This is a genomic window from Acidovorax sp. HMWF029, assembly GCF_003060895.1.
Classification (GTDB): domain Bacteria; phylum Pseudomonadota; class Gammaproteobacteria; order Burkholderiales; family Burkholderiaceae_C; genus Acidovorax.
Map to the genome: position 1 here is coordinate 91,010 of NZ_QAIH01000225.1, position 25,068 is coordinate 116,077.

Sequence of the window (25,068 nt, forward strand, 5' to 3'; positions counted from 1 at the left end):
CGCGCGGCTGCACCGGGAAGACCGAGGGGTTCTGGCCCCTTCTCCAAATTCGTAACAAAAGTTGCTGCGGATTATGAAGGCAACTTTTGCGCCTCAGAAAACCCGTATGCGCATGAAAAGCTGCATGGCCAGCAGGCCGAGCACAAATCCAACCCCGCCATAAATGATGGACTGCAGCAGCCGGTTGGTGCGCTTTTGCGCATCCAGCAGCTCCCGCAGGACCTGTTGCTGGTCCGCCGGGCGCTGACGCAATGCGTCATAGACCAGGCGCGGCAGCTCGGGGATCAGCTTGGCGTAGTGCGGTGCCTCAGCACGCAGTTCGCGCCACAAGCGCTGCGGGCCCATCTGCTCCAGCATCCATTTTTCAAGGAAGGGCTTGGCGGTGCTCCAAAGGTCCAGCTCCGGATCCAGCTCACGGCCCAGGCCTTCGATGTTGAGCAGGGTTTTTTGCAGCAGCACCAACTGGGGCTGGATCTCGACATGGAAGCGGCGCGAAGTCTGGAACAAGCGCATCAACACCATGCCCAGCGAAATTTCCTTGAGCGGACGGTCGAAATACGGCTCGCACACCGCGCGGATGGCCGATTCGAGGTCGTTCACGCGAGTCTCGGGCGGCACCCAGCCGCTTTCGATGTGCAGCTCAGCCACGCGCTTGTAGTCGCGGCGGAAGAAGGCCACAAAGTTTTGAGCCAGGTATTCCTTGTCCGATTCGGTGAGCGTGCCCACGATGCCGAAATCGAGCGAGATATAGCGGCCGAAGGTGGCCGGGTCCAGGCTGACCTGGATGTTGCCAGGGTGCATGTCCGCATGGAAGAAGCCGTCGCGAAACACCTGGGTGAAAAAGATGGTCACGCCATCGCGCGCCAGCTTGGGAATGTCCACGCCCGCTTCGCGCAGGCGGGCGATCTGGCTGATGGGCACGCCGTTCATGCGCTGCATCACCATGACTTCAGCGTGGCAGAAGTCCCAGAAGATTTCAGGGATCAGCACCAAGTCCAGCCCCTGCATGTTGCGGCGCAGCTGTGCTGCGTTGGCAGCCTCGCGCACCAGATCCAGCTCATCGTGCAGGTAGTTGTCAAACTCGGCCACCACCTCGCGGGGCTTGAGGCGTTTGCCGTCGGCCGACAGGTTTTCCACCCAGCCCGCCATCATGCGCATCAGGCTCAGGTCCTTCTCGATCACGGGCAGCATGCCGGGGCGCAGCACCTTCACTGCCACCTCGCGCTCCACCCCCTGGCGGTCACGCAATGTAGCAAAGTGCACCTGCGCAATCGACGCACTGGCCACTGGCTTGCGGTCAAACGAGGTAAACACCTCGTCCACAGGCCTGCGGAAGGCACGCTCGATGGTGGCAATGGCCACATCGGGGTCAAAAGGCGGGACGCGGTCCTGCAGGTGCGCCAGTTCATCTGCGATGTCTGCAGGCAGCAGGTCGCGTCGGGTAGACAGCACCTGGCCGAACTTCACAAAGATGGGCCCCAGGCGCTCCAGCGCCTCACGCAGGCGCTGCCCCCGAGGCGCATCCAGATTGCGCCCGACCGACAGGATGCGTGAAATCATCCGCAGCCAGGGCTTCTGGAAGCTGTCGAGCACCAGGCCATCCAGACCGTACCGGAAAACCACCCAGAAGATGGCCACACCCCGCAAAAACCGTTTCATGCGTCTGCCCGGTCGGCGCCAGCCTGCGGCGATGGGGAGGCGGCAGGTGCTGGCGGAGAAGACGAGGCAGATGCCGCAGCGCTCCCTGCGGCCATGCGCGCGCCCACGAACTGGCGCAGTGCCTGAGCGCCACGACTAGCCACCTGGGCAACGGTGTGGGCCGGAGCATCACCGATCACGCGGGCCAGGTCTTCCTCGATATCCCAGCGCACATGGTCCACCAGCCAGTTGATCTCGGCGGCCAGCTGCACATCGCCTTCGATGCGGATGGCAGGCTTGTCGCCACGCAAGGCACCCTGGGCCAGACTGAGGGGCGAGGTTTCGGTCACTTCAAGCCGCAGGTCTGGCACGGCGGCTTCGGGGGCCAGGTTGAACAAACCTGCAGGCGTGACGACCAGCGCCAACGAATACACACGCCACTGCACGCGTGAGACACGGCCCTTTTGCCGCACAAGGCGATCCATGGCTTCCTTTTCCTGCATGAGCACATGGTTGAGGAACAGCACCAGACGCTGCTGTAACTCATGCACGAGCCATTGAGGAGGTTGCGGACCGGCGGCCACGCGCTCAAAAAGGCCGTCCAGAAAAGAAAAAGGGGACTGTGGTGTTGCCATAGTCCCCGATTATTCCCTGAACTGGAAAGCCCCTTGCACAGGGGCCTGCGTCTTTCTTTACTGCAGCGCCTGCACACCCGCCACCAGCCAACCGCTGCCGCCCGCCTTGGGCTTGGTCATGTTCCACACCTCGCGGAAAGGGCTCGGGCCCGCCGAAGGCTCCTCGCGGATCATGCCGGAGAACTCGACGCTGGCCATGTAGCCGTCGCCCAGGTCCTCGATACCCAGCAGCTGGGCCTCGATCATGACCACGTCCGTGTGGTTTGGCTGTGCGCCACGGTGGTCTTCACGCTCGGTCAGCTGCGTGCGGATCTCCTCCAGCATGCCGTCCGTCATCATGGAGCGCAGCGTGGAGATGTCCGAGCGGTCCCAGGCGGCCTGCAGCGTAACGAAGTTGCGCTTGGCGGCCGAAAGGAAACCTTCGGTGTCGAAATCAGCCGGAACACCCCAGTTCTGCGTGCCGGACAGGCCCGAGCCAATCACCACGCCCGAACCACCACCCTGCGCGGCGCGAGAGGCATCAAAGGCCATGCTGTTGCGCTCCCAAGGGCGTGCCGAAGCATCGTTGCCCACGTTGCTGGGACTGTACTGCGGGGGCACCTGCGCCGCTGAGGGGGTTGCCGCCCCGGCGCCAGCGCCCGCGCCCTGGAAGGCAAACGGTGATCCGCCAGCCGATGCGCCGCCGCCATTGCCTGCACCACTGCGCGCACGCATCACCAGCTTGAAGACAACAAACGCTGCCACGGCCAGCAGCACGATCATGAGGATGTTGGCAAAGCCTGCGCCCAGACCCAGCGAGCTGGCCAGCCAGGCCAGACCCAGACCCGCCGCCAGACCACCCAGCATGGCGCCCCAGGGTTTCTTGGCCGGTGCAGCAGGGGCAGCTGCGGGCGCAGCCGCGGGTTTGGCTGCTGCTGCACTGTTGACATTCTGGGCGGGAGCCCCCGGCGCGGCAGGCGGCGTTGCCGACTCGCGCTGCGTCACATTGCTCGACTGCTGGCCAGTCGATTTGCCACCACTCAGCCGCCGGGCGTCGGCATCTGCGTGTGCCAACGCCAGCATTGCGACCAACACCACAGACCACAGTTTCATCATGACTTCTCCGTCTCCGTTAATCACCGAGCAACATGCTCAGCACTTGATTCCAACATGCAGGGCCACAATCCCCCCCGTCATGTTGTGATAGTCCACATGCCCAAAGCCATTTTTTTGCATGAGGCTTTTGAGTTCTTCCTGCCCCGGGTGCATGCGGATCGATTCGGCCAGGTAGCGGTAGCTGGAATCGTCGCCCGCCACAATCTTGCCCAGCTGGGGCAACACCTTGAACGAATACCAGTCGTAGACCTTCTCCAGGGGTTTTGCCACTTTGGAGAACTCCAGCACCAAGAGCTTGCCGCCCGGCTTGAGCACGCGGCACATCTCGGCAATCGCCTGGTCCTTGTGCGTCATGTTGCGCAGGCCAAACGCCACGCTCACCACATCGAAATGTGCGTCGGGGAACGGCAGCTTCTCGGCATCACACACCAGGGTGGGCAGCACCACACCCGCATTGATCAAGCGGTCGCGGCCCACGCGCAGCATGGCTTCATTGATGTCGGTGTGCACCACCCGACCCGTGGCCCCCACCTTCTTGGAGAAGGCCAGCGAGAGATCACCCGTGCCTCCGGCGATGTCCAACACCTGACTGCCTTCGCGCAGGTTGGCCACCATCACGGTGTAGGCCTTCCAGGCACGGTGCAGCCCGGCCGACATGAGGTCGTTCATCACGTCGTATTTGGAGGCCACCGAGTCGAACACGCCGCGCACGTGGCGCGCCTTGTCCTGCTCATCCACCGACTGAAAACCAAAGTGGGTCGTGCTCATAAGTTTCATGCTAGGCGCGCAAGCGCCAGAGGTACAGCGACAACCCCGCACTGAAATGGGGCTTGTGTCGCAATTTGGACAACGCCATTCAAAGAAAAACAGCCGTTACCGCCCGTCCACATTGGTTCAACAGCTCTTCTTTCAATAGCACACTAGTCAGCAAGGGCTTCGGAGGCGGCGCTCAGTGGCTGCCGCAGGCATGGCCACCTGCACCACCTTTGGGCAGCATGGGGGCGTCGCGGTCCACGCCGGCAGCCGCCAGGCGCTCGGTGTACTCGGCCCACAGGGCCTCCTGTTTCTGACCCAGTTCATAGAGGTAGTCCCAGCTGAAGATGCCGCTGTCATGGCCATCAGAAAACGTGGGCTTGACCGCGTAGTTGCCCACGGGCTCCAGGTTCACTAGCGCCACATCGCGCTTGCCGGTCTGCAGCACTTCCTGGCCGGGGCCGTGGCCTTGCACCTCGGCAGACGGCGAGTACACGCGCATCAGCTCGAACGGAATGCGGAAGGTGGTGCCGTCGGAGAACCCGACCTCCAGCACCCGAGAGGCCTCGTGCACCGTGAGTGCCTGCGGCGTGGGCGCGCCTGCTTTCAAACCTGCCATGGGACTCCCCTGATAAGAGAAAACTGTGTTGTGGATTGTGGGCGCCCGCAGCGATGCCTTCTGCCGACAAGGTCAAACGCGGTGTGCGCCTTCATCAAGGCAATGCAAGCAGGGCCAGCTGGTGCACCAGAGAGACCTCCACCTGCGGCAGCAAGCGCCGCACGGCATCCTCCTGCGCGACAGGACTGGGCCGCTGAGCCGCTGCCCACACGGGCGACGGGAAGTGGCTGTCCCAGTCAAACCGGGCAATCACGTGCCAGTGCAGGTGCGGCACCATATTGCCCAGCGCCGCAAGGTTGACCTTGGTGGGTGCCAGGTGCTCGCGCAGGGCCTGCTCCACCAGCGCCACCGCCTCCATGCAGTACGCACGCTCGGTGGCCGACAGGTCCGAGAACTCGGCCACATGGGCGTTCCACACCACACGGTAGAACGCCGGGAAGCCCGCCTCCTGGGCACGGATCACACGCAAGTGCTCGCCGCGCCAGATGAGCGCGCCGCCATCTTCCGCGCACAGCGGACACACCATTTCCGCCATCAGACGAGAACCCGCTCAATCCCACCGCCGTTGGCGCGCTCGACATATTCGGGCATCCAGTTCTCGCCCAGGATCTCGCGCGCCATCTCGACCACGATGTAGTCGGCTTCGAGCAAACCGTTCTGCAGGTCGTCCTGGTAGCGGTTCAGGCCCTGCAGGCAGCTCGGGCAGCTGGTAAGGATCTTCACGTTGTCCTGGGCAGCCACCGCACCACTCTCGCGCAGCTTGGCTTCGCCCTTGCGGATCTCTTCTTCCTTGCGGAAACGCACCTGGGTAGACACGTCTGGCCGGGTCACGCCCAACGTGCCGGATTCGCCGCAGCAGCGCTCGCTCTTCAAGACCTGCTCGCCCACCAGCGCCTTCACGGTCTTGACCGAGTCCTGCAGCTTCATGGGATTGTGGCAAGGCTCGTGGTACAGGTAAGCGCCCTTGCCCTGCAGTGTGATGCCCTTTTCCAGCAAATACTCGTGGATGTCGATGATGCGGCTGCCCGGGAAAATCTTGCCGAATTCGTAGCCCTGCAGCTGGTCGTAGCAGGTGCCGCAGCTCACCACCACGGTCTTGATGTCCAGGTAGTTGAGCGTATTGGCCACGCGGTGGAAGAGCACACGGTTGTCCGTGATCATCTTCTCGGCCTTGTCGAACTGGCCGCTGCCGCGCTGCGGGTAGCCGCAGCACAGATAACCCGGTGGCAGCACCGTCTGCACACCTGCATGCCACAGCATGGCCTGCGTCGCCAGGCCCACCTGGCTGAACAAGCGCTCGGACCCACAGCCGGGGAAATAGAACACCGCCTCCGTCTCGGCCGTGGTGGTGGCCGGGTTGCGGATGATGGGCACGTAGTCCTTGTTCTCGATATCGAGCAGGGCACGCGCCGTCTTCTTGGGCAGACCGCCGGGCAGCTTCTTGTTGATGAAGTGGATCACCTGCTCCTTGACGGGCGCGGTACCCACCGTGGCAGGCGGTTTGCCGGTCTGCTTGCGGGCCACCTTGCGCAGCAGGTCCACCGCCATGCGCTGGGCCTTGAAGCCCACATCCACCATCGCGCTGCGCATGAACTTGATGGTGTCGGGGTTGGTGGCATTGAGCATGGTCATGGCCAGCGCATTGCCAGGGCGGAAGCTCTTCTTGCCCATCTTGCGCAACAGGTTGCGCATGTTCATGGTGACATCGCCGAAGTCGATCTTCACCGGGCAAGGGCTCTCGCACTTGTGGCACACCGTGCAGTGGTCGGCCACATCTTCAAACTCCTGCCAGTGCTTGATGCTCACGCCCCGGCGGGTCTGCTCTTCGTACAAAAACGCCTCGACCAGCAGCGAGGTGGCCAGGATCTTGTTGCGCGGGCTGTACAGCAGGTTGGCGCGCGGCACGTGTGTGGAGCACACCGGCTTGCACTTGCCGCAGCGCAGGCAGTCCTTGACCGAATCGGCAATGGCGCCGATATCGCTCTGCTGCATGATCAGCGACTCGTGCCCCATCAGGCCGAAGCTCGGCGTATAGGCATTGGTCAGGTCGGCGTGCATCACGCCAGAATTTGAGGCGAAATCGGCCTTCTCCGCGCGACCATCATGGCTTTCAAGCTCCTGATTTCGGAGCAACTTACCCTTATTGAAGCGGCCTTCCGGGTCCACTTTCTGCTTGTACTGCGCAAACGGCCGCAATTCGTCGTCAGTGAGGAATTCGAGTTTGGTGATGCCGATGCCGTGTTCGCCCGAGATCACCCCATCCAGGCTGCGCGCCAGCACCATGATGCGCTCCACCGCCTCGTGCGCGGTCTGCAGCATCTCGTAGTCGTCGCTATTGACGGGGATGTTGGTGTGCACATTGCCATCGCCCGCGTGCATGTGCAGCGCCACCCACACGCGACCCTTGAGCACGCGTTTGTGGATGGCCACGGCCTCGTCCAGGATGGGCTTGAACGCAGCGCCGGTGAAGATGGCCTGCAGCGGTGCACGCAGCTGGGTCTTCCAGCTCGCACGCAGCGTGTGGTCCTGCAGTTGGGGGAACAGCGGCTCCACATCGTGCAGCCAACCTTGCCACAGGGCACGCACCTCTTCCACCAGAGCGATGGCGCGGTCCACACGCTCTTGCAGCAACTCGGGCGAAGGCACTTCGTCGTCGGCGTCGTGCTTGCCCAGCGGCAGGTTGCCACGTTCGAAGAACTCGGTCAGCGCGTCGCACAACTTGAGCTTGTTGCGCAGGGAGAGCTCAATGTTGATGCGCTCAATGCCATCCGTGTACTCGGCCATGCGCGGCAAAGGAATCACCACGTCTTCGTTGATCTTGAAGGCGTTGGTGTGGCGGCTGATGGCGGCCGTCTTCTTGCGGTCGGCCCAGAACTTCTTGCGCGCATCGGCACTGATGGCGATAAAGCCCTCGCCGCTGCGGGTGTTGGCCAGGCGCACCACCTCGCTGGTCACGCGGGCCACGTCGTCGGCGTTGTCACCGGCAATGTCGCCAATCAGCACCATCTTGGGCAAGCCGCCGTTACCCTTCTTGCTTTTGGTGGCGTAGCCCACGGCCTTCAGATACCGGTCGTCCAGGTGCTCCAGGCCCGCCAGCAGCACGCCAGAGCGCTTTTGCTCGGCGAACATGTAGTCCTTGATCTCGACGATGCTGGGCACGGCGTCCTTGGCGTTGCCAAAGAACTCCATGCACACAGTGCGGGTGTGCTCGGGCATGCGGTGGACCACCCAGCGCGCGCTGGTGATCAGGCCGTCGCAGCCTTCCTTCTGAATACCTGGCAGGCCCGAGAGGAACTTGTCCGTCACATCCTTGCCCAGGCCCTCCTTGCGAAAGGTCTTGCCAGGGATGACCAGGCGCTCCGTGCGCACGGGCGTCTTGCCGTCGGCTTCGAAATACTGCAACTCGAAGGTGGCCACGTCCACGTCATGGATCTTGCCCATGTTGTGGTCCAGGCGGGTCACTTCCAGCCACTGTGCGTCGGGCGTGACCATGCGCCAGCTGGCCAGGTTGTCGAGCGCCGTGCCCCACAGCACGGCCTTTTTGCCACCTGCGTTCATGGCGATATTGCCGCCAATGCAGCTTGCCTCGGCACTGGTCGGGTCCACCGCAAACACAAAACCTGCACGCTCGGCCGCGTCGGCCACGCGCTGGGTGACCACGCCCGCCTCGGTCCACACCGTGCCCACCTCGCGGTCCATGCCCGGCAAGCGGCGCATTTCCACCTCGGTCATGGCCTCGAGCTTTTCAGTGTTGATGACCACGCTCTTCCAGGTCAGCGGAATCGCGCCGCCGGTGTAGCCCGTACCGCCCCCGCGCGGGATGATGGTCAGACCCAGCTCGATGCAGCCTTTGACCAGTCCGGCCATCTCGGCTTCGGTGTCGGGAGTCAGCACCACAAAGGGGTATTCGACGCGCCAGTCGGTCGCATCCGTCACGTGGCTCACACGCGAGAGGCCGTCGAACTTGATGTTGTCCTTGGCCGTGAGGCGGCCCAGCGTGCGCTGGATCTGGCGGCGCAGCTGCGTGGCCTGTTGAAACTTGGCATCGAACTCGGTCACCGCGCGACGCGCGGCCACCACCAGCTCGCCCACCAGGCGGTCACGCCCGGCATCGTCGGCCGGGGTGCGGCGCTTTTCGATCTCGGCCAGGCGGTGGTGCAGGGCCTCGACCAGCAGTCTGCGGCGGGCCGGGTTGTCCAACAGGTCGTCCTGCAGGTAAGGGTTGCGCTGCACCACCCAGATGTCGCCGAGCACTTCGTACAGCATGCGAGCGGAGCGGCCCGTGCGGCGCTCCTTGCGAAGCTGGTCCAGCACATCCCAGGAGGCGGAGCCCAGCAGGCGAATCACGATCTCCCGGTCGGAGAACGAGGTGTAGTTATAAGGAATTTCACGCAGACGGGCAGGCTCGGCGGCCTGCGTCTGCAAGGCCGCCAACGCGATCGGAACATTCATGGGGGTCTACCTGGGGTGGGGGCGCGATTTTAAGCCACCGGCCTCTGCCTTGCCGGGCCAGGGCTGTCTAGCAGCGCCGAACCAGCCCAGCAGCGATGTCAGAACAGCACGCGGCTGCGCAAGGTACCGCCCACCTGGGCGAGTTTGTCCAGCGCCAGGTCGGACGATGCGGCATCGATGTCGATCACCACGTAGCCGATCTTCTCGTTGGTCTGCAGGTATTGGGCAGACACATTGATTTGGTTGTCCGAGAAGATGCGATTGATCTCGGACAGAACGCCCGGCACGTTGCGGTGAATGTGTAGCAGGCGGTGCTTTCCGGGGTGGGCGGGCAATGCCACTTCCGGGAAATTGACCGACGAGGTGCTGGTGCCGTTGTCGCTGTATTTCACAAGCTTTTCCGCCACTTCCAGGCCGATATTGGCCTGCGCCTCCATGGTGGAGCCGCCGATGTGGGGGGTCAGGATCACATTGTCCAGGCCACGCAGGGGGGACTGGAACTCGTCCTTGTTGGTGCGCGGCTCGACCGGGAAGACGTCGATGGCAGCGCCCAGCAGCTTCTTGGCCTGGAGCGCTGCAGCCAGCGCCTCAATATCCACCACCGTGCCCCGCGCGGCGTTGATGAGGATGCCGCCTAGCTTCATGGCGGCAATTTCGGCCGCGCCGATCATGCCCTCAGTAGACGGCAGCTCGGGCACGTGCAGGCTCACGATGTCGCTCTGGCCCAGCAGGTCGTGCAGATGCTGCACCTGGCGTGCATTGCCCAACGGCAGCTTGTTTACAACGTCAAAAAAAGCCACTTGCATCCCCAGCGCCTCGGCCAGCACCGACAGCTGGGTGCCGATGGAGCCATAGCCCACGATGCCCAGCGTCTTGCCCCGGATCTCATAGGCGTTGTCGGCGCTCTTGAGCCAGCCGCCCCGGTGGGCCACGGCATTTTTCTCGGGCACGCCGCGCAGCAGCAAGATGGCCTCGGCCAGCACAAGCTCGGCCACAGAGCGGGTGTTGGAATAAGGCGCGTTGAACACGGCAATACCGCGCTCGCGTGCCGCGTTCAGATCCACCTGGTTGGTGCCAATACAAAAACAGCCCACGGCCACCAGCTTGTTCGCCTGGGCAAACACCTCTTCGGTGAGCTGGGTGCGCGAGCGGATACCCACGAAGTGCACGTCGGCAATCTTGCGCTTGAGCTCCTCGTCCGGCAGCGCGCCAGACACCGTCTCGATCTGGGTATAGCCCGCCGCACGGAACACATCCACCGCAGAGGGATGAATGCCCTCCAGCAACAGAAATTTGATTTTGTTCTTGTCGAGCGAATTGAGGGCCATGGCTTTAGAGGGATTGGTTTAAAGAAGGGACCGCAACCCTCGGGAAGGAAAAATGCGGCCCGTGAAGCGGCAGGCGCCACTATGCATCAAGCATGGTGCAACGCACAAAACCTTGCAGGACTCGGCAATTGGCTGCAAGACTGTCACAAAAGGGTCACAATCACCTCCCTTGCAGACACCCCACGGGGTTTCCCCCGTTGTTGCTGGCAACTGCGTCTGCGACAACGACACACTCTCGTCACATTGGGCGCCTACGCTGCGACCCTTGTGCATTTCGTCATTCTTGGAGATACATACATGCAACTCAAGCATCTGGCGCTCTCAGCGGCCGTCGCGCTGTCCGTCTGTGCCCCCGCACAAGCGCAGCAACAACCGGTGGAGATTCAGTGGTGGCACTCAATGAGCGCAGCGCTTGGCGAATGGGTCAACGACCTGGCCAAGCAGTACAACGCCAGCCAGACCAAATACAAGGTCGTGCCCACCTACAAGGGCACGTATGACGAATCCATGACAGGCGCCATCGCCGCCTTCCGTGCAGGCAACGCGCCCCACATCCTGCAAGTGTTTGAAGTGGGCACGGCCACCATGATGGCCAGCAAGGGCGCCATCGTGCCTGCTGCCAAGGTGCTGAATGACGGCGGCTTCAAGTTCGAGCCCACCCAGTACGTGTCGGCAGTGGCAGGCTACTACACGGCCCCCAACGGCCAGATGCTGAGCTACCCGCTCAACAGCTCCACAACGGTGTTCTATTACAACAAGGATGCGTTCAAGAAGGCCGGCCTGGACGCCGACAAGCCGCCCAAGACCTGGCCCGAAGTGTTTGCCGCCGCCTCCAAGCTCAAGGCCAGCGGCCACAGCTGCCCCTTCACCACCAGCTGGATCAGCTGGACGCAGCTCGAAAGCTTCTCGCTGTGGCACAACACGCTGTTCGCGTCCAAGAACAACGGTTTTGATGGCAACGACGCCGAGCTGCAAGTCAACTCGCCGCTGCACGTGCGCCACTTCGAGAACCTGGCCAAGGCCTCCAAGGACGGCAGCTTCGTCTATAAAGGCCGTGGCAATGTGCCGGATGCCTCGTTCCCCTCGGGCGAGTGCGCCATGATGACGGGCTCGTCAGGTCTGTACGCCCGCGTCGCCAAGGAAGCCAAGTTCGCCTACGGCATCTCCACCCTGCCTTACTACCCCGATGTGAAGGGCGCCCCACAGAACACCGCCATTGGCGGCGCCAGCCTGTGGGTGATGTCTGGCAAGAAGGCCGAAGAGTACAAAGGCGTGGCCGACTTCCTGAACTTCCTGAACGACACCAAGGTGCAGGCCGCCAGCCACCAGCGCACGGGCTACCTGCCTGTGACCATGGGCGCCTACCAGCTGACCGAGGCATCGGGCTTTTACACCAAGAACCCCGGCACCGACGTGGCCGTGACGCAGATGATCAAGAAGGCGACCGAAAAGTCGCGCGGCATCCGCCTGGGCAACTTCGTGCAGATCCGCTCGATCATCGACGAGGAAACCGAACAAATCTGGTCGGGCAAGAAGTCGCCCAAGGAAGCTCTGGACACCGCCGTGACACGCGGCAACGAGCAACTGGCCCGTTTCGCACGCGCCAACAAGTAAGCGCTGCTTAGCACCTGTTGATGCCGCCTGGCCGCCCCGCCCGGCGGCATCAAACGCCCGCCGCCCCGTCAACCACCATGGTTCACGGGGCGGCGGGGTTTTCTTTTTGAGAGTTCCGACATGGAAAAACGCGTACTTTTTCGCTCTGCGTGGCTACCCTGGGTGCTTCTGGCGCCCCAGCTGGTCATCATCAGCGTCTTCTTTTTCTGGCCTGCTGGCCAGGCTCTGGTGCAGTCCTTCCAGATGCAGGACAGCTTCGGCATGTCCACCGAATGGGTGGGGCTGGACAACTTCAAGCACCTGTTCGAAGACCCGGGCTACCTCGCCTCGTTCAAGACGACGGCCTTCTTCTCGATCCTGGTGGCAGCAGTGGGCATCAGCCTGTCGCTGATCCTGGCGATTTTTGCCGACCGCATCATCAAAGGCGCCATGGTCTACAAGACCGCGCTGCTGCTGCCCTACGCAGTGGCACCCGCCGTGGCGGGCGTGCTCTGGATGTTCATGTTCTCGCCCTCGCTGGGCGTGGTGGCATACATGCTGCGCCAGGCGGGCTTTGACTGGAACCACATGCTCAACTCCGACCACGCGATGGGGCTGATCGTGATTGCGGCAGTGTGGAAGCAGATCTCCTACAACTTCCTGTTCTTCCTGGCGGGCCTGCAATCCATCCCCAAGTCGCTGATCGAGGCGGCCGCGATTGACGGTGCTGGCCCCTGGCGCCGGTTCTGGAGCATCCAGTTCCCGCTGCTCTCGCCCACCACCTTCTTCCTTTTGGTGATCAACGTGGTGTATGCCTTCTTCGACACCTTCGCCATCGTGGACGCCACCACGCAGGGCGGCCCGGGGCGCGACACCGCCATCCTGGTCTACAAGGTCTACCACGACGGCTTCAAGGCCATGGACATGGGCGGATCGGCCGCGCAATCGGTGGTGCTGATGGCCATCGTGGTCGTGCTCACCGTCATTCAATTCCGCTACGTCGAGAAGAAAGTGCAGTACTGAAATGGTTGAACGTAGTCCCTATCTCACCGCGTTCTCGCACCTCATCATGGTGCTGGGCGTGATCATCGTCGGCTTCCCGCTGTACCTGGCTTTTGTGGCCTCCACCCACACGGCGCAGGACATCGTGCAGGTGCCCATGCCCATGGTGCCCGGCGGCAACTTCTGGCAGACCTACCACGACACGCTGTTTGGCGGCGGCTCGGGCGCGGGCTCCACCGCGCCCGTGGCGCGCATGATGTGGGTGAGTTTTGTCACCGCCATTGTCATCACCGTGGGCAAGATCGCGATCTCGCTGCTGTCGGCGTTTGCCATCGTGTACTTCCGCTTCCCCTTCAAGGGCATCTGCTTCTGGCTGATCTTCATCACCCTGATGCTGCCCGTGGAAGTGCGCATCGGCCCCACCTACGAGGTCGTCTCCAACCTGGGCATGCTCAATACCTACGCGGGCCTCACAGTGCCGCTGATCGCCTCGGCCACGGCCACCTTCCTGTTCCGCCAGTTCTTCCTGACCGTGCCGGACGAGCTGGTAGAAGCCGCGCGTGTGGACGGCGCAGGCCCCATGCGTTTCTTCAAGGACATCCTGGTTCCGCTGTCGCGCACGTCCATTGCAGCGCTGTTCGTGATCCAGTTCATCTACGGCTGGAACCAGTACCTGTGGCCGCTGCTCGTGACGACCTCGGAAGACATGTACCCTGTGGTGATCGGCATCAAGCGCATGATTGCCGGCGGCGACGCAGGCAACGAGTGGAACATCGTGATGGCCACGGCCCTCTTGGCCATGCTGCCCCCGGCCTTTGTGGTCGTGGTCATGCAGCGCTGGTTCGTCAAGGGCCTGGTGGATACGGAAAAGTGACAAAAACACAAGCCAGACAAGCCCCTACCGCCCTATCCATCTGCGTTAGCAGCTACTAATTTAATAGCAAAATGGCATCTCTCTCTCTTCGCAACATCATCAAGCGCTACGGGCACGGCCCCAAGGCAAACCAGGTCATCCATGGCGTGAACGCCGAGATCAAGGACGGTGAATTCGTCGTGATCGTGGGCCCCTCCGGCTGCGGAAAATCCACGCTGCTGCGCATGGTCGCGGGCCTGGAAGAAATCTCCGGCGGCGAGTTGCGCATCGGCGACCGTGTGGTGAACGACCTGGAACCCGCCCAACGCGACATCGCGATGGTGTTCCAGAACTATGCGCTCTACCCCCACATGACGAACTTCGAGAACATGGCCTACGGCCTGAAGATCGCCAAGGTGCCCAAGGAGGAGATCAAAGCGCGTGTGGACAAAGCCGCCAAGATCCTCGAGCTGGGCCACCTGCTGGAGCGCAAGCCCCGCGAGCTGTCCGGCGGCCAGCGCCAGCGCGTGGCCATGGGCCGCGCCATCGTGCGCCAACCCCAGGTGTTCCTGTTCGACGAACCGCTGTCCAACCTGGACGCCAAGCTGCGCGCCCAGACCCGCCTCGAAATACAGAAGCTGCACCGCGAACTGGGCATCACCAGCCTGTTTGTCACCCACGACCAGGTTGAGGCCATGACGCTGGCCCAGCGCATGATCGTGATGAACGCAGGCAACATGGAACAGTTCGGCACGCCCGAAGAGGTCTACCACACGCCTGCCACCACCTTCGTGGCCAGCTTTATCGGCTCGCCGCCGATGAACCTGCTCAAGAATGCCCCTGGCGCACAGCCCGGCACCATCTTGGGCATACGCCCCGAGCACCTGGACGTGCGCAGCGAAGGCTGGGCCGTGACGGTGGAAACCGTGGAGCTGCTGGGCGCCGAGCGCCTGATCTATGGCCGTATCAATGGCGAGCAGATCATCGTGCGCGTGGAAGAAGGCACCCACTCCCCCGAACCCGATTCCGTGATCCATGTACAGCCGCGCGCCGACCGCCTGCACGCGTTTGACGCGACCACCGGAAAAAGAAAGTAAGCCGCCCCGAGCGGTTGCGCCGCGCCCCAACGCCCCATGACCCACTTCTCGGCTGTGCCGGGAAGTGGAAAGGGGAAAAGGGAAGCCACCGATGAGCAGGAAAGGCCTATGCCATGGTGGCACAGGTCTTTGATCACACCCCTGTCAAAAGCTGCGGCGAAGCCGAAAGAAGAACCCCATGACCACACCCTGGCCCTACCCCCGCTGGATCGCCCACCGAGGCGCTGGCAAGCTGGCACCCGAAAACACCCTGGCCGCGTTCCGCCTGGGCGCACAGCACGGCTACCGCATGTTCGAGTGTGACGCCAAGCTCAGCAGCGATGGCGTGCCTTTTCTTATGCACGATGCCACGCTCAACCGCACGACCAATGGCCGCGGCTCCGGCGGCGACCTGCCCTGGAGCCAGCTCGCCCAACTGGACGCGGGCAGCTGGCATTCCCGCAGCCACGCGGGCGAACCCCTGCCTACACTAGAGAATCTGGCGCGTTACTGCATCGCCAACGGATTCCTGCTGAACATCGAGATCAAGCCCACGCCGGGGCAGGAAGAAGTTACCGGCCGCGTGGTGGGTGAAACCGCTGCACGGCTGTGGCAAGGGCAAACCGTGCCGCCCTTGTTCTCGTCGTTCAAGCCCGAGGCGCTGGCGGGCGCCATGGCCACCGCGCCCCACCTGCCCCGCGCTCTGCTTATCGACGCGCTGTGGGATGGGTGCTTTGACAAGGCGCAGGCGCTCGGCTGTGTGGCCATCGTGTGCAACCACGCACTGTGGGACCAGGCCCTGGTGGCCCAAGTCCACGGCATGGGCATGCGTACGCTGAGCTACACGGTGAACGACGACTGGGCGGCGCAGCGCCTCATCGCGCTGGGTACGGACGGCATCATCACCGACCGCGTGGACTTCTTCTCGCCCGCCACGCCGTAGGGCGCATCTTCAAACCACCCCGCCCTGAGCCAGCGCCACCGTGGCACCGGCTTGGCCGGGCCAGGGGTGGCGTCCTCCTCGCAGGGGCAAGGCGCGCAGCGCCTCAGGGGGTCAGTCCAGCTTCGCGCCCGACTTCTTCACTGCATCCGCCCAGCGCGGCATCTCGGCGGCGAGGAACTTCGCGAAATCCTCCGCACCCAGAAACGCCGGGTCGGCCCCCTGGCTGACCATGCGGCTTTTCACGTCGGGCGACTGCATCACCTGGCTGAAAGCGTCACTGAGCTTGGCGACCACGTCCTTGGGCGTGCCTGCCGGGGCCAGAAAGCCATAGAAGCCCACCACCTCGAAGTCCTTGATGCCACTTTCGATCACCGTGGGCACATCGGGCAGCGCGGGGTTGCGCGCGCGGCTGGTCACGGCCAGGGCGCGCACCTTGCCTTGCTTGTGGTACGCGGCCGCCTGCGGAATGCTCTCGGCCATGAACTGCACCTGCCCGCCCATGAGATCAGTGAACGCAGGCGCGCTCCCCCGGTAGGGGATGTGCACCATGAACAAGCCCGTGGCGGTCTTGAACATCTCGGGCACCAGATGGCTGATGCCGCCATTGCCTGCGGAGCCAAAGTTGACCTGTCCTGGGCGCGACTTGGCATAGGCCATGAATTCCTGCAGGTTCTTGGCCGGCACGCTGGGGTTTACCAGCAGCGCCAGCGGCTGCATGGCGGTGCGCGCAATCGGCGTGAAATCCTTGAGCGTGGCGTAGGGCAGGCGGCTGTACAGCGCCGGGTTGATCACCATCACGCCGGTGTTGGCAAGCATCAGGGTGTGGCCGTCGGCAGGGGCCTTCATCACATCCTGCGCACCCACCGTGCCGCCCGCGCCCGCCTTGTAATCCATCACCACCGGCTGGCCCAGCACGGCCTGCAGCCGGTCGGACAACAGGCGCGCATGCTGGTCGAGCGGGCCACCCGCCGGGAAGCCGACCACGATGCGCACGGGCTTGGAAGGAAAACCGGCAGCAGTCTGTGCGGACGCTGCCACCGAAAACAACAGGCCCGCAGCGAGGGCCCAGCAGGTTTTCAGTGCCATCTTCGATTTCATTGTTGTGTCTCCAGGGTTGTGTGTGGGAAGGGGAAAGATACACCCGGGGGCGCGCATTGCGCGGGCCCATGGGCCATGCTGCGATTTTCATCGGCATTGGCCTGTGAAAACACATTCGCGGCCACAGACTACGCTGGGCGCGCAGGGCAATCAGCCCTTCCAGCCCCGCACCAGCACCCATTGGCAGGTGGCGGTGGCCACCACCAGCGCAGCATAGGACAGCATCTTGCCATCACGCCCCCACAGCACCAACCCGGCTGCCAGCACCACCAGTCCCACCACAAACACCAACACCCACTGGCGCCAACCCGACAGTGCCCCTCCCTTGGCGCCCAACAGGCGCCCGCCCAGCACCAGCAGCAGGGCCACAAAGGCGGCGGGCGACGTGAAGTTCAGCAGGTGGTTGAGGATGTCGAGGGGACCCATGAATTGACCCAAATCAAGGCATGAACAAGCAAGGCTACCTGTCCAGGACAACAATTTTATAATTGGCGCTTATGGCAGTCTGGGCCCTCGGCATCAACCACACCACCGCGCCGCTCGATCTGCGCGGCCGGTTCGCGTTTGCGCTCGACCAGATTGCGCCCACGTTGCATGGCTTGCGCCAATCACTGGGCAACACTGGCGGCGGTGCCAGCCGCCACCCTGGGGTGGAAACGGCCATCATCTCCACCTGCAACCGCACCGAGATTTACTGCGCTGGCGACCAGCCAGCCATGGACCACACGCTGGGCTGGCTGGCCCACAGCGGCGGCGTGAGCCCCGCGCTGCTGCGTTCACACTCTTACACCCTCGAAGACAGCCTCGTCGCCCGCCATGCCTTCCGCGTGGCCAGCGGGCTTGATTCGATGGTGCTGGGCGAGGCCCAGATCCTGGGCCAGATGAAAGACGCCGTGCGCGCCGCCGAAACGGCCGGTGCCCTGGGCACCACGCTCAACCAGCTCTTCCAGCGCAGCTTTGCCGTAGCCAAGGAAGTGCGCAGCAGCACCGAGATTGGCGCCCACAGCATCAGCATGGCGGCAGCCGCCGTGCGCCTGGCCAGCCAGTTGTTTGAAGACCTCACCGAGATCAAGGTGCTGTTTGTGGGCGCGGGCGAGATGATCGAGCTGTGCGCCACGCACTTTGCCGCCAAGAACCCCAAAGCCATCGCGATTGCCAACCGCACCCTGGAGCGCGGCGAAAAGCTCGCCACCCGCTTTGGCGGCGAAGTGATGCGCCTGGCCGACCTGCCCGAGCGCCTGCACGAGTTCGACGCCGTCATCAGCTGCACCGCCAGCAGCCTGCCTATCATCGGACTGGGCGCTGTAGAGCGCGCACTCAAGAAGCGCCGCCACCGCCCAATCTTCATGGTGGATTTGGCTGTGCCACGCGACATCGAGCCCGAAGTGAAAGCCCTGGGCGACGTGTACCTGTACACCGTGGACGATCTGGCCACCGTGGTGCAAACCGCACAGGCCAACCGCCAGGCCGCTGTGGCGCAGGCCGAGGCGATCATCGACGCGGGCGTGCAGAGCTTCATGCACTGGATGGAGCTGCGCAGCCCCGCCACCGCTGCGGGGGGCGTGGTGCCGCTGATCCAGCAGCTCAACGCCCAGGCAGACGAGTGGCGCGCCGCCGAGATCGCACGCGCCAAGAAGCTGCTGGCCAAGGGCGAAGACATGGATGCCGTGCTCGAAGCCCTCTCGCGTGGCCTCACCCAAAAAATGCTGCACGGCACCCTGGCCGAGTTGCGCGCGGGCGACGCCGAGATGCGCGCCCAAACGGCGCAAACTGTCTCGCGCCTGTTCCTGCGCGCACAGAGCAAGACCCCCAACAGCAACGGGCTGTAGCGGCGCTCGCCCGCTCCCTCGCCCGCCCCGATTTCAAGCCAAATCGGCCCCTGGCGCCTGATACACAAGCGCCAAAAGCTACCAGATTTGTAGCACCTCATTTTTTCAGAATTCCATGAAACCCTTCCTCCGAAGCCAACTGGAGCGCTATGCACAGCGCCTGGGCGAGCTGGACTTTTTGCTCTCGCGCGAAGACATCATGAGCGACATGGCGCAGTACCGCCGCATCTCTGTCGAGCACGCTGAAGTCACCCAGGTGGCTGGCCGCTATGCCCGCTACCAGCAGCGCGAGGCCGACCTGGCCGGTGCCCGCGAGATGCTGGCCGACCCCGACATGGCAGAAATGGCGCAGGAAGAATTAACCGGTGCCGAGGCCGAGCTGGTGCAGTTGGAAGACGAGCTGCAGCGCCTGCTGCTGCCCAAGGACCCGGACGACGCGCGCAACGCCTTTGTCGAAATCCGCGCGGGCACGGGCGGCGACGAATCGGCCCTGTTCGCAGGCGACTTGACCCGCATGTACACCCGCTACGCCGCCACCCAGGGCTGGAAGGTGGAGGTGATGAGCGCCAACGAAAGCGAGCTGGGCGGCTACAAGGAAATCGTGCTGCGCGTGGAGGGTGACCATGTGTACGGCGCACTGAAATTCGAATCCGGTGGCCACCGCGTGCAGCGCGTGCCCGCCACCGAAACGCAGGGCCGCATCCACACCAGCGCCTGCACCGTGGCCGTGATGCCCGAGCCCGACGAGCACCAGGCCATCACGCTGAACCCGGCGGACCTGCGCATCGACACCTTCCGCGCCAGCGGCGCGGGCGGCCAGCACATCAACAAGACCGACTCGGCCGTGCGCGTGGTGCACTTGCCCACCGGAATCGTGGCCGAGTGCCAGGATGGCCGCAGCCAGCACAGCAACAAGGCCAAGGCGCTGCAGGTGCTGCAGGCGCGCATTCAAGAAAAGGAGCGCAGCGAACGCGCCGCCAAAGAGGCCGCGCTGCGCAAGGGCCTGATCGGCAGCGGCGACCGCAGCGACCGCATCCGCACCTACAACTTCCCGCAGGGGCGGCTGACCGACCACCGCATCAACCTCACGCTGTACAAGCTGCTGTACGTGATGGAAGGCGACCTGGGCGATGTGCTGCAAGCCCTGGCCCATGCCCGCGAGGCCGAGCAGCTGGAGGAGCTGGAGATGGGTGCCACGGGCTGAATGCCTTAAAAAACTTGATTAAAAAAGGGCACCTGCGCGCGACCATCAAGCCCAACAAGCTATCAAAATCATAGTGAACTCCGCCACACCCACCCTCGCCCAGGCCTTGGCACAGGCCCACACGCTGGGCCTGGCACGCATCGACGCACAACTGCTGCTGCTGCACACCCTGGCCCGCCCCGACGCGGGCCGCGCCTGGCTGCTGGCGCATGACACAGACGCCATGGACGAAGCCGCGCACGGCCAGTTCATCGCCCTGTGCCAGCGCCGCCTGGCAGGCGAGCCGGTGGCCTACCTCACGGGGCGCAAGGAGTTCTACGGCCTGCCCCTGCAAGTGGACGCGCGTGTGCTGGACCCGCGCCCCGACACCGAAACGCTGGTGGACTGGGCGCTGGAGGTGGTCACACCACTCACATCGCCACGCCTGCTGGACCTGGGCACCGGCAGCGGCGCGATTGCGCTCGCCCTGCAAAGCCAACGCACCGACGCCCAGGTGCTAGCGGTGGACGCCAGCGCCGATGCGCTGGCCGTGGCGCAAGCCAACGCACGGCGGCTGGGCTTGCAGGTGCAGTTTCAGCCAGCGAACTGGCTGGCTGGGGTGGAGGGTGTCTTTGATGCCATCGTCTCCAACCCCCCCTACATCGCCAGCGCCGACCCCCACCTGGCCGCACTCACCCACGAACCCCTGCAAGCCCTGGCCAGCGGCACCGATGGGCTGGATGACATCCGCACCATCGTGGCCCAGGCCCCTAACCACCTGCGGCCGGGCGGCTGGCTGCTGCTGGAGCATGGCTACGACCAGGCGCCTGCAGTACAAGCGCTGCTTTCCAGCCAGGGCTTTGTCCAGGTGCAAAGCCGCAATGACCTCGCCGGCATTGCGCGTTGCTCGGGCGGACTGTGGCCATCAGGGCGTGCCACCCTTTAATTTCCCCACGCGCTGGCTGCGCAATGCGGATGGATGCACGAAGGGTGGCGCAGCCAATAGCGGGCTATTGGCAAGCCGCCCGACAAAGCAGACGCCGCATTGCGTAGCCAGCCCGCAGGGAAAGCCATCCAGGCCGCGCAATGCGTCGTTGCCCTTCGCTTGTGTAGCCAAAGCTACACGGTACTCAGGGCGCCTAGCACTGCACGGCCTGGATGGCTTTCGCGTGAGGAAATAAAAGGGTGACACGCCCTTACGCAGACAGTGAAATAATCCACCCCATCGCGGGCTCTCAGCAACCCTTGGCCCGCCAGCCCTTACCAGGAGTTTTCCCCATGAGCGACACCCAACAACGCATCGACGCCCTTGTCAAATCCAGCGACATCCTGCTGTTCATGAAGGGCAGCGCCAGCTTTCCTATGTGCGGTTTTTCCGGCCGCGCCATCCAGATCCTGAAGGCCTGCGGCGTGGACCCCAAGAGCGTGGTCACCGTCAACGTGCTCGAAGACGATGCCATCCGCCAGGGCATCAAGGAATACAGCAACTGGCCCACCATCCCGCAGCTGTACGTGAAGGGCGAGTTCATCGGCGGCTCGGACATCATGATGGAGATGTACGAGTCGGGCGAACTCAAGCAGGTGCTGGGCACCGAAGGCTGATCGACACGGCCATTCGCCCAAGCCAATCAGGCCGCCTCATGGCGGCCTTTTTGTTTGCCCGCAACAGAAGCACCAATCGGGTGCTTTTCCGATGGAGCTGCGGGCATGTTGTGTGCTTGAATGATTGCGTGACCCCCATCACAAGGAGCATGCAATGACCAGCCATAGCCTTGTTCCCCAGCCACCCGCCCTGCGTCTGCCGGTGGCACAGATGCGCAACGTGTTCCACCCAGGCGATGTAGAGCGCAAGCTCGCGCGGCTGCAGGAGTCGGGCAACCAGCGCGAATACGAAACCCTGCGCACCGTCTACGAACGCATGCTGGAGCGTGGCCCGGAGCGCTTTCAGGTCAAGCCCTCGGGCATCCCCGACATGGTCAGCCTGTACGAGCAGTTGCCCAACTTCACCGAGGTGCTGGACGATGTGAAGCGCCACGTGGCGCTGGCGCAGGACAGCAGTGATGGCCTGGAGGTCACACCCATGCTGCTGCTGGGCCCGCCCGGCATTGGCAAAACGCACTTTGCACGCCACCTGGCCGAGCTGCTGGGCACGGGCATGAACCTGCTGCCCATGAGCTCCATGACCGCAGGCTGGCTGCTATCGGGCTCATCCGCACAGTGGAAGGGTGCGCGCCCCGGCAAGGTGTTCGAGGCGCTGGTGGAGGGCGAGTATGCCAACCCGGTCATCGTGGTGGACGAGATCGACAAGGCCAGCTGCGATGCGCAGTACGACCCGCTGGGCGCGCTGTACAGCCTGCTCGAACACGACACAGCCCAGAGCTTTACCGACGAGTTTGCCGAGGTGGCCATCGACGCGAGCCAGGTGATCTGGATCACCACGGCCAACGACACGCGCGGCATCCCGGACCCCATCCTGAACCGCATGAACGTGTTTGAGGTGGAGGCACCCACGCTGGAGCAAGCACGCACCATCGCCCGCAACCTGTACGTTGGCATCCGCGCGGGCCACGACTGGGGCCGCCTGCTGGACCCGGAACCGCTGGATGACGTGCTGGACCACCTGGCCCAGATGCCGCCGCGCGAAATGCGGCGCGCGCTGATGACGGGCTTTGGCAATGCGCGGCTGGACAGACGCTCGACGGTGGAGATTGCCGACCTGCCGAAAGCGGCGTCAGGGCGCAACCGCATCGGCTTCGTCCAGTAGCCGGGCTCCGGCGGCCAGCCCTGCGATCACCCGCAGGACTGGTCGGCAGGCCGCCCTTCCGACAGCCGATCAGAGCCCCTGGTGAGCCTACGCCTGGGGTATGTGCCTACAAAGCGCGCAGATACACTCTGTCCTCCGGTGTGCCGCAGAGCCACGCTCCGTCGCCATTCATGACCCTGTCCCAAAGCCTCTTTGTCATCGGGCTGCTGATTGCAGCCAGCGCCTTCTTTTCGATGGCCGAAATTTCGCTCGCCGCTGCACGCCGCCTGCGCCTGCGGCAGATGGCCGACGAAGGGGATGCGCGTGCAGACCGGGTGCTGCGCATGCAAGAGCAGCCGGGTGACTATTTCACGGTGGTGCAGGTGGGGCAAAACGCGGTGGCCATCCTGGGCGGTATCGTTGGCGAAGGGGCGCTGAGCCCCCATTTCACAGCGCTGTTTGGCCTGTGGCTGTCTGAATCGACGGCAGAAAAAGCCGGCTTCCTGGCGTCCTTCCTCGTTATCACCTCGCTGTTCATCCTGTTTGCAGACCTGTTCCCCAAGCGCCTGGGCATGGCCGATCCCGAGCGGCTGGTGGTGCGCCTGGCGCAGCCCATGGCCTGGTGCACAACGCTGCTGCGTCCGCTGGTGTGGTTCTACAGCCGGGGCGCCGATGCGCTTTTCCGTGTGCTGGGGCTGTCGTCGCTGCGCGATGACCGCATCACCTCCGACGACATTCTGGCCATGATGGAAGCGGGTGCGCGTGCCGGGGTGCTGGCTGCACGGGAGCAGCAGGTCATCACCAACGTGTTCGAGCTGGACACACGCACCGTGTCCAGCGCCATGTCGCCCCGCGACCGGGTGGCATTCTTCCTGCGCGATGAGCCCGATTCCGTCATCCGCCTGCGCATTGCGGCCGAACCCTTCTCGACCTACCCCGTGTGCGAAGGCGACATCGACCATGTGGTGGGCTATGTGGACGCCAAAGACCTGTTCCAGCGCGTTCTGAACAATCAGCCGATTTCGCTGGCCGACGATAGCCTGGTGCGCAAGGTGCTCATCGTTCCGGACCGACTGACCCTGTCGGAGGTGCTGGAGCAGTTCCGCCAGGTGCATGAGGACTTTGCTGTCATCGTGAACGAATACAGCTTGGTGGTTGGGGTGGTGACCCTGAACGACGTAATGAGCACCGTGATGGGTGACCTGGTGGGCCCCGCCGACGAAGAGCAGATCGTGCGGCGCGACGAGGACTCGTGGCTCATCGACGGCGTTACACCCATCGAGGACGTGTTGCGCGCACTGTCGCTGGACGAGCTGCCCCACACCGGCGAATACGAAACCCTCGCGGGTTTCCTGATGGTGATGCTGCGCCGCGTGCCGCGCCGCACCGACAGTGTGAGCTGGGGCGGCTACAAGTTCGAGGTGCTGGATGTGGACAGCTATCGCATCGATCAGGTCATGGTCTCACGCGTGGCACCTAGGGGCGGTAGCAGCAGCCTGCCTGCGGGTCAGGCCTGACCCGGTCAGGCGGCTGGCGCCGTGGGCCTGTCGATAAAGGCCCAATTGCGTTGAGCGCCAAACACCGCATCCGGGTAGGGGGAACGACCACGGCTGCCGTTGTAGCGGCCCAGGGCCATGAAAAGATCACCCCGCTCCCGGTCGATGTAGTGGCGCAGGATCACACACCCAAAGCGCAGGTTGGTTTGCATGTGGAACAGCTTGCCCGCATCACCATCGCCAATCACCCGCGTCCAGAACGGCATGACCTGCATGTAGCCCCGGGCGCCGACGCTGGAGACAGCAAACTTGCGGAAGCCGCTCTCCACCTGGATCAGCCCGAGGACCAGCGACACATCCAGCCCCGCACGTTTGGACTCGTACCAGACCGTCTGCAAAAAATCGCGCCGCACCTCCCATTCGGGCTTGCGGCGACGCAACCTGTCGCTCTGCGTGCCCAGCCAGCGCAGGTAGTGCAGACGGGCCTCGGTGGTGAAAAACTCGGGCTCGGGCGGCGCCTGGTTGGCAATTGCCGAACTCAGCGCCGTGCGCACGGAATCCATCAGGGGCTCTTCAAGCTGCCCCCCCGCATGCGCCACCTGCGGTGCGGCCAGCCATGCTGCCGGTGCCGCGAGCGAGGCTGCAGACAGCAGGCACGCGCGCCGCGAGAGCCCAGCCACGGCACCGGTGTGGGCCGTGGGGGGTGCGTTGGCGCCCCGCTCCTTGCTCATG

The 25,068-nt window shown here is 63.9% G+C and carries 22 protein-coding genes; 11 read left to right on the top strand and 11 right to left on the bottom strand.

The genetic code is table 11. The features are described 5' to 3' along the window. Positions 1-93: 93 nt before the first annotated feature. The 8 genes from ubiB to serA all read right to left on the bottom strand — a co-directional run bounded on the left by ubiB (position 94) and on the right by serA (position 10,520). Positions 94-1,659, bottom strand: a complete 1,566-nt coding sequence (gene ubiB, locus DBR12_RS16165; RefSeq protein ID WP_108618189.1) for a ubiquinone biosynthesis regulatory protein kinase UbiB — start codon at positions 1,657-1,659, stop codon at positions 94-96. Then, complete coding sequence (locus tag DBR12_RS16170) at positions 1,656-2,273, bottom strand: hypothetical protein (protein ID WP_108618190.1); 618 nt, start codon at positions 2,271-2,273, stop codon at positions 1,656-1,658. The genes ubiB and DBR12_RS16170 overlap by 4 nt, the downstream gene beginning before the upstream one ends. 57 nt (positions 2,274-2,330) lie before the next feature. Then, positions 2,331-3,368, bottom strand: coding sequence for a Tim44 domain-containing protein (locus tag DBR12_RS16175; RefSeq protein ID WP_108618191.1), 1,038 nt, complete (start codon positions 3,366-3,368; stop codon positions 2,331-2,333). Positions 3,369-3,404: 36 nt separating this feature from the next. Continuing rightward, on the bottom strand, positions 3,405-4,136 hold the full coding sequence (gene ubiE / locus DBR12_RS16180) for a bifunctional demethylmenaquinone methyltransferase/2-methoxy-6-polyprenyl-1,4-benzoquinol methylase UbiE (RefSeq protein ID WP_108618192.1): 732 nt from the start codon (positions 4,134-4,136) through the stop codon (positions 3,405-3,407). Positions 4,137-4,317: 181 nt separating this feature from the next. Beyond that, complete coding sequence (locus tag DBR12_RS16185; RefSeq protein WP_108618193.1) at positions 4,318-4,740, bottom strand: gamma-butyrobetaine hydroxylase-like domain-containing protein; 423 nt, start codon at positions 4,738-4,740, stop codon at positions 4,318-4,320. Positions 4,741-4,834: 94 nt separating this feature from the next. Beyond that, the gene (locus DBR12_RS16190; RefSeq protein WP_108618305.1) at positions 4,835-5,266 is read right to left on the bottom strand and encodes an HIT family protein; all 432 of its coding nucleotides are present in this window, start codon (positions 5,264-5,266) and stop codon (positions 4,835-4,837) included. An 8-nt stretch (positions 5,267-5,274) separates the two neighbouring features. After that, positions 5,275-9,192 (bottom strand): FAD/FMN-binding oxidoreductase, encoded by a 3,918-nt coding sequence (locus DBR12_RS16195; RefSeq protein ID WP_108618194.1) that lies wholly within the window; start codon positions 9,190-9,192, stop codon positions 5,275-5,277. A gap of 98 nt (positions 9,193-9,290) precedes the next feature. Continuing rightward, entirely contained in the window at positions 9,291-10,520 is a 1,230-nt protein-coding gene (gene serA, locus DBR12_RS16200; RefSeq protein ID WP_108618195.1) for a phosphoglycerate dehydrogenase, read from the bottom strand. Positions 10,521-10,817: 297 nt separating this feature from the next. Between serA and ugpB the strand changes: the two genes are divergently transcribed. The 5 genes from ugpB (at position 10,818) to ugpQ (ending at position 15,987) form a co-directional block, all read left to right on the top strand. After that, positions 10,818-12,134: a sn-glycerol-3-phosphate ABC transporter substrate-binding protein UgpB gene (gene ugpB, locus DBR12_RS16205; RefSeq protein WP_108618196.1), complete on the top strand. Its 1,317-nt coding sequence runs from the start codon at positions 10,818-10,820 to the stop codon at positions 12,132-12,134. Positions 12,135-12,254: 120 nt separating this feature from the next. Next, positions 12,255-13,136, top strand: a complete 882-nt coding sequence (ugpA, locus tag DBR12_RS16210) for a sn-glycerol-3-phosphate ABC transporter permease UgpA (protein ID WP_108618197.1) — start codon at positions 12,255-12,257, stop codon at positions 13,134-13,136. A 1-nt stretch (position 13,137) separates the two neighbouring features. Beyond that, complete coding sequence (gene ugpE / locus DBR12_RS16215; RefSeq protein WP_108618198.1) at positions 13,138-13,989, top strand: sn-glycerol-3-phosphate ABC transporter permease UgpE; 852 nt, start codon at positions 13,138-13,140, stop codon at positions 13,987-13,989. Positions 13,990-14,060: 71 nt separating this feature from the next. Continuing rightward, positions 14,061-15,065 (top strand): sn-glycerol-3-phosphate import ATP-binding protein UgpC, encoded by a 1,005-nt coding sequence (locus tag DBR12_RS16220; protein WP_108618199.1) that lies wholly within the window; start codon positions 14,061-14,063, stop codon positions 15,063-15,065. A gap of 178 nt (positions 15,066-15,243) precedes the next feature. Beyond that, positions 15,244-15,987 carry a glycerophosphodiester phosphodiesterase gene (gene ugpQ, locus DBR12_RS16225; RefSeq protein ID WP_108618200.1) on the top strand — a complete coding sequence of 248 codons (744 nt, stop codon included), beginning with the start codon at positions 15,244-15,246 and terminating at the stop codon, positions 15,985-15,987. 111 nt (positions 15,988-16,098) lie between these two features. On the opposite strand, the gene DBR12_RS16230 is transcribed toward ugpQ, so the two are convergent. Beyond that, positions 16,099-17,073: a tripartite tricarboxylate transporter substrate binding protein gene (locus DBR12_RS16230; protein ID WP_108618306.1), complete on the bottom strand. Its 975-nt coding sequence runs from the start codon at positions 17,071-17,073 to the stop codon at positions 16,099-16,101. 162 nt (positions 17,074-17,235) lie between these two features. Beyond that, a complete protein-coding gene (locus DBR12_RS16235; RefSeq protein WP_108618201.1) occupies positions 17,236-17,511 on the bottom strand; it encodes a hypothetical protein in 276 nt (91 codons plus the stop codon). Between the two features lie 71 nt (positions 17,512-17,582). Between DBR12_RS16235 and hemA the strand changes: the two genes are divergently transcribed. The 6 genes from hemA (at position 17,583) to DBR12_RS16265 (ending at position 24,357) form a co-directional block, all read left to right on the top strand. Continuing rightward, positions 17,583-18,914 (top strand): glutamyl-tRNA reductase, encoded by a 1,332-nt coding sequence (hemA, locus tag DBR12_RS16240; protein ID WP_108618202.1) that lies wholly within the window; start codon positions 17,583-17,585, stop codon positions 18,912-18,914. Positions 18,915-19,029: 115 nt separating this feature from the next. After that, a complete protein-coding gene (gene prfA / locus DBR12_RS16245) occupies positions 19,030-20,118 on the top strand; it encodes a peptide chain release factor 1 (protein ID WP_108618203.1) in 1,089 nt (362 codons plus the stop codon). Positions 20,119-20,191: 73 nt separating this feature from the next. Next, complete coding sequence (gene prmC / locus DBR12_RS16250) at positions 20,192-21,043, top strand: peptide chain release factor N(5)-glutamine methyltransferase (protein WP_108618204.1); 852 nt, start codon at positions 20,192-20,194, stop codon at positions 21,041-21,043. A gap of 332 nt (positions 21,044-21,375) precedes the next feature. After that, positions 21,376-21,699, top strand: coding sequence for a Grx4 family monothiol glutaredoxin (grxD, locus tag DBR12_RS16255; RefSeq protein ID WP_060984143.1), 324 nt, complete (start codon positions 21,376-21,378; stop codon positions 21,697-21,699). Between the two features lie 154 nt (positions 21,700-21,853). After that, entirely contained in the window at positions 21,854-22,861 is a 1,008-nt protein-coding gene (locus DBR12_RS16260; RefSeq protein WP_108618205.1) for an AAA family ATPase, read from the top strand. Positions 22,862-23,031: 170 nt separating this feature from the next. Beyond that, on the top strand, positions 23,032-24,357 hold the full coding sequence (locus tag DBR12_RS16265; protein WP_108618206.1) for a hemolysin family protein: 1,326 nt from the start codon (positions 23,032-23,034) through the stop codon (positions 24,355-24,357). 5 nt (positions 24,358-24,362) lie between these two features. Here DBR12_RS16265 and DBR12_RS16270 read toward each other — a convergent pair whose 3' ends face one another. Next, on the bottom strand, positions 24,363-25,067 hold the full coding sequence (locus DBR12_RS16270; protein WP_108618207.1) for a lytic transglycosylase domain-containing protein: 705 nt from the start codon (positions 25,065-25,067) through the stop codon (positions 24,363-24,365). Between the last annotated feature and the right edge of the window lies 1 nt (position 25,068).

Excerpts from the sequence above, each read along its gene's own strand:
- grxD (WP_060984143.1), top strand. The coding sequence starts at position 21,376 with ATGAGCGACACCCAACAACGCATCGACGCCCTTGTCAAATCCAGCGAC.
- ugpQ (WP_108618200.1), top strand. The coding sequence starts at position 15,244 with ATGACCACACCCTGGCCCTACCCCCGCTGGATCGCCCACCGAGGCGCT.
- ugpB (WP_108618196.1), top strand. The coding sequence starts at position 10,818 with ATGCAACTCAAGCATCTGGCGCTCTCAGCGGCCGTCGCGCTGTCCGTC.
- serA (WP_108618195.1), bottom strand. The coding sequence starts at position 10,520 with ATGGCCCTCAATTCGCTCGACAAGAACAAAATCAAATTTCTGTTGCTG.
- DBR12_RS16265 (WP_108618206.1), top strand. The coding sequence starts at position 23,032 with ATGACCCTGTCCCAAAGCCTCTTTGTCATCGGGCTGCTGATTGCAGCC.
- DBR12_RS16230 (WP_108618306.1), bottom strand. The coding sequence starts at position 17,073 with ATGGCACTGAAAACCTGCTGGGCCCTCGCTGCGGGCCTGTTGTTTTCG.
- DBR12_RS16185 (WP_108618193.1), bottom strand. The coding sequence starts at position 4,740 with ATGGCAGGTTTGAAAGCAGGCGCGCCCACGCCGCAGGCACTCACGGTG.
- DBR12_RS16190 (WP_108618305.1), bottom strand. The coding sequence starts at position 5,266 with ATGGTGTGTCCGCTGTGCGCGGAAGATGGCGGCGCGCTCATCTGGCGC.
- ugpA (WP_108618197.1), top strand. The coding sequence starts at position 12,255 with ATGGAAAAACGCGTACTTTTTCGCTCTGCGTGGCTACCCTGGGTGCTT.
- DBR12_RS16195 (WP_108618194.1), bottom strand. The coding sequence starts at position 9,192 with ATGAATGTTCCGATCGCGTTGGCGGCCTTGCAGACGCAGGCCGCCGAG.
- DBR12_RS16175 (WP_108618191.1), bottom strand. The coding sequence starts at position 3,368 with ATGATGAAACTGTGGTCTGTGGTGTTGGTCGCAATGCTGGCGTTGGCA.
- DBR12_RS16260 (WP_108618205.1), top strand. The coding sequence starts at position 21,854 with ATGACCAGCCATAGCCTTGTTCCCCAGCCACCCGCCCTGCGTCTGCCG.
- hemA (WP_108618202.1), top strand. The coding sequence starts at position 17,583 with ATGGCAGTCTGGGCCCTCGGCATCAACCACACCACCGCGCCGCTCGAT.
- prfA (WP_108618203.1), top strand. The coding sequence starts at position 19,030 with ATGAAACCCTTCCTCCGAAGCCAACTGGAGCGCTATGCACAGCGCCTG.
- DBR12_RS16235 (WP_108618201.1), bottom strand. The coding sequence starts at position 17,511 with ATGGGTCCCCTCGACATCCTCAACCACCTGCTGAACTTCACGTCGCCC.
- ubiE (WP_108618192.1), bottom strand. The coding sequence starts at position 4,136 with ATGAGCACGACCCACTTTGGTTTTCAGTCGGTGGATGAGCAGGACAAG.
- DBR12_RS16170 (WP_108618190.1), bottom strand. The coding sequence starts at position 2,273 with ATGGCAACACCACAGTCCCCTTTTTCTTTTCTGGACGGCCTTTTTGAG.
- ugpE (WP_108618198.1), top strand. The coding sequence starts at position 13,138 with ATGGTTGAACGTAGTCCCTATCTCACCGCGTTCTCGCACCTCATCATG.
- ubiB (WP_108618189.1), bottom strand. The coding sequence starts at position 1,659 with ATGAAACGGTTTTTGCGGGGTGTGGCCATCTTCTGGGTGGTTTTCCGG.
- DBR12_RS16220 (WP_108618199.1), top strand. The coding sequence starts at position 14,061 with ATGGCATCTCTCTCTCTTCGCAACATCATCAAGCGCTACGGGCACGGC.
- DBR12_RS16270 (WP_108618207.1), bottom strand. The coding sequence starts at position 25,067 with ATGAGCAAGGAGCGGGGCGCCAACGCACCCCCCACGGCCCACACCGGT.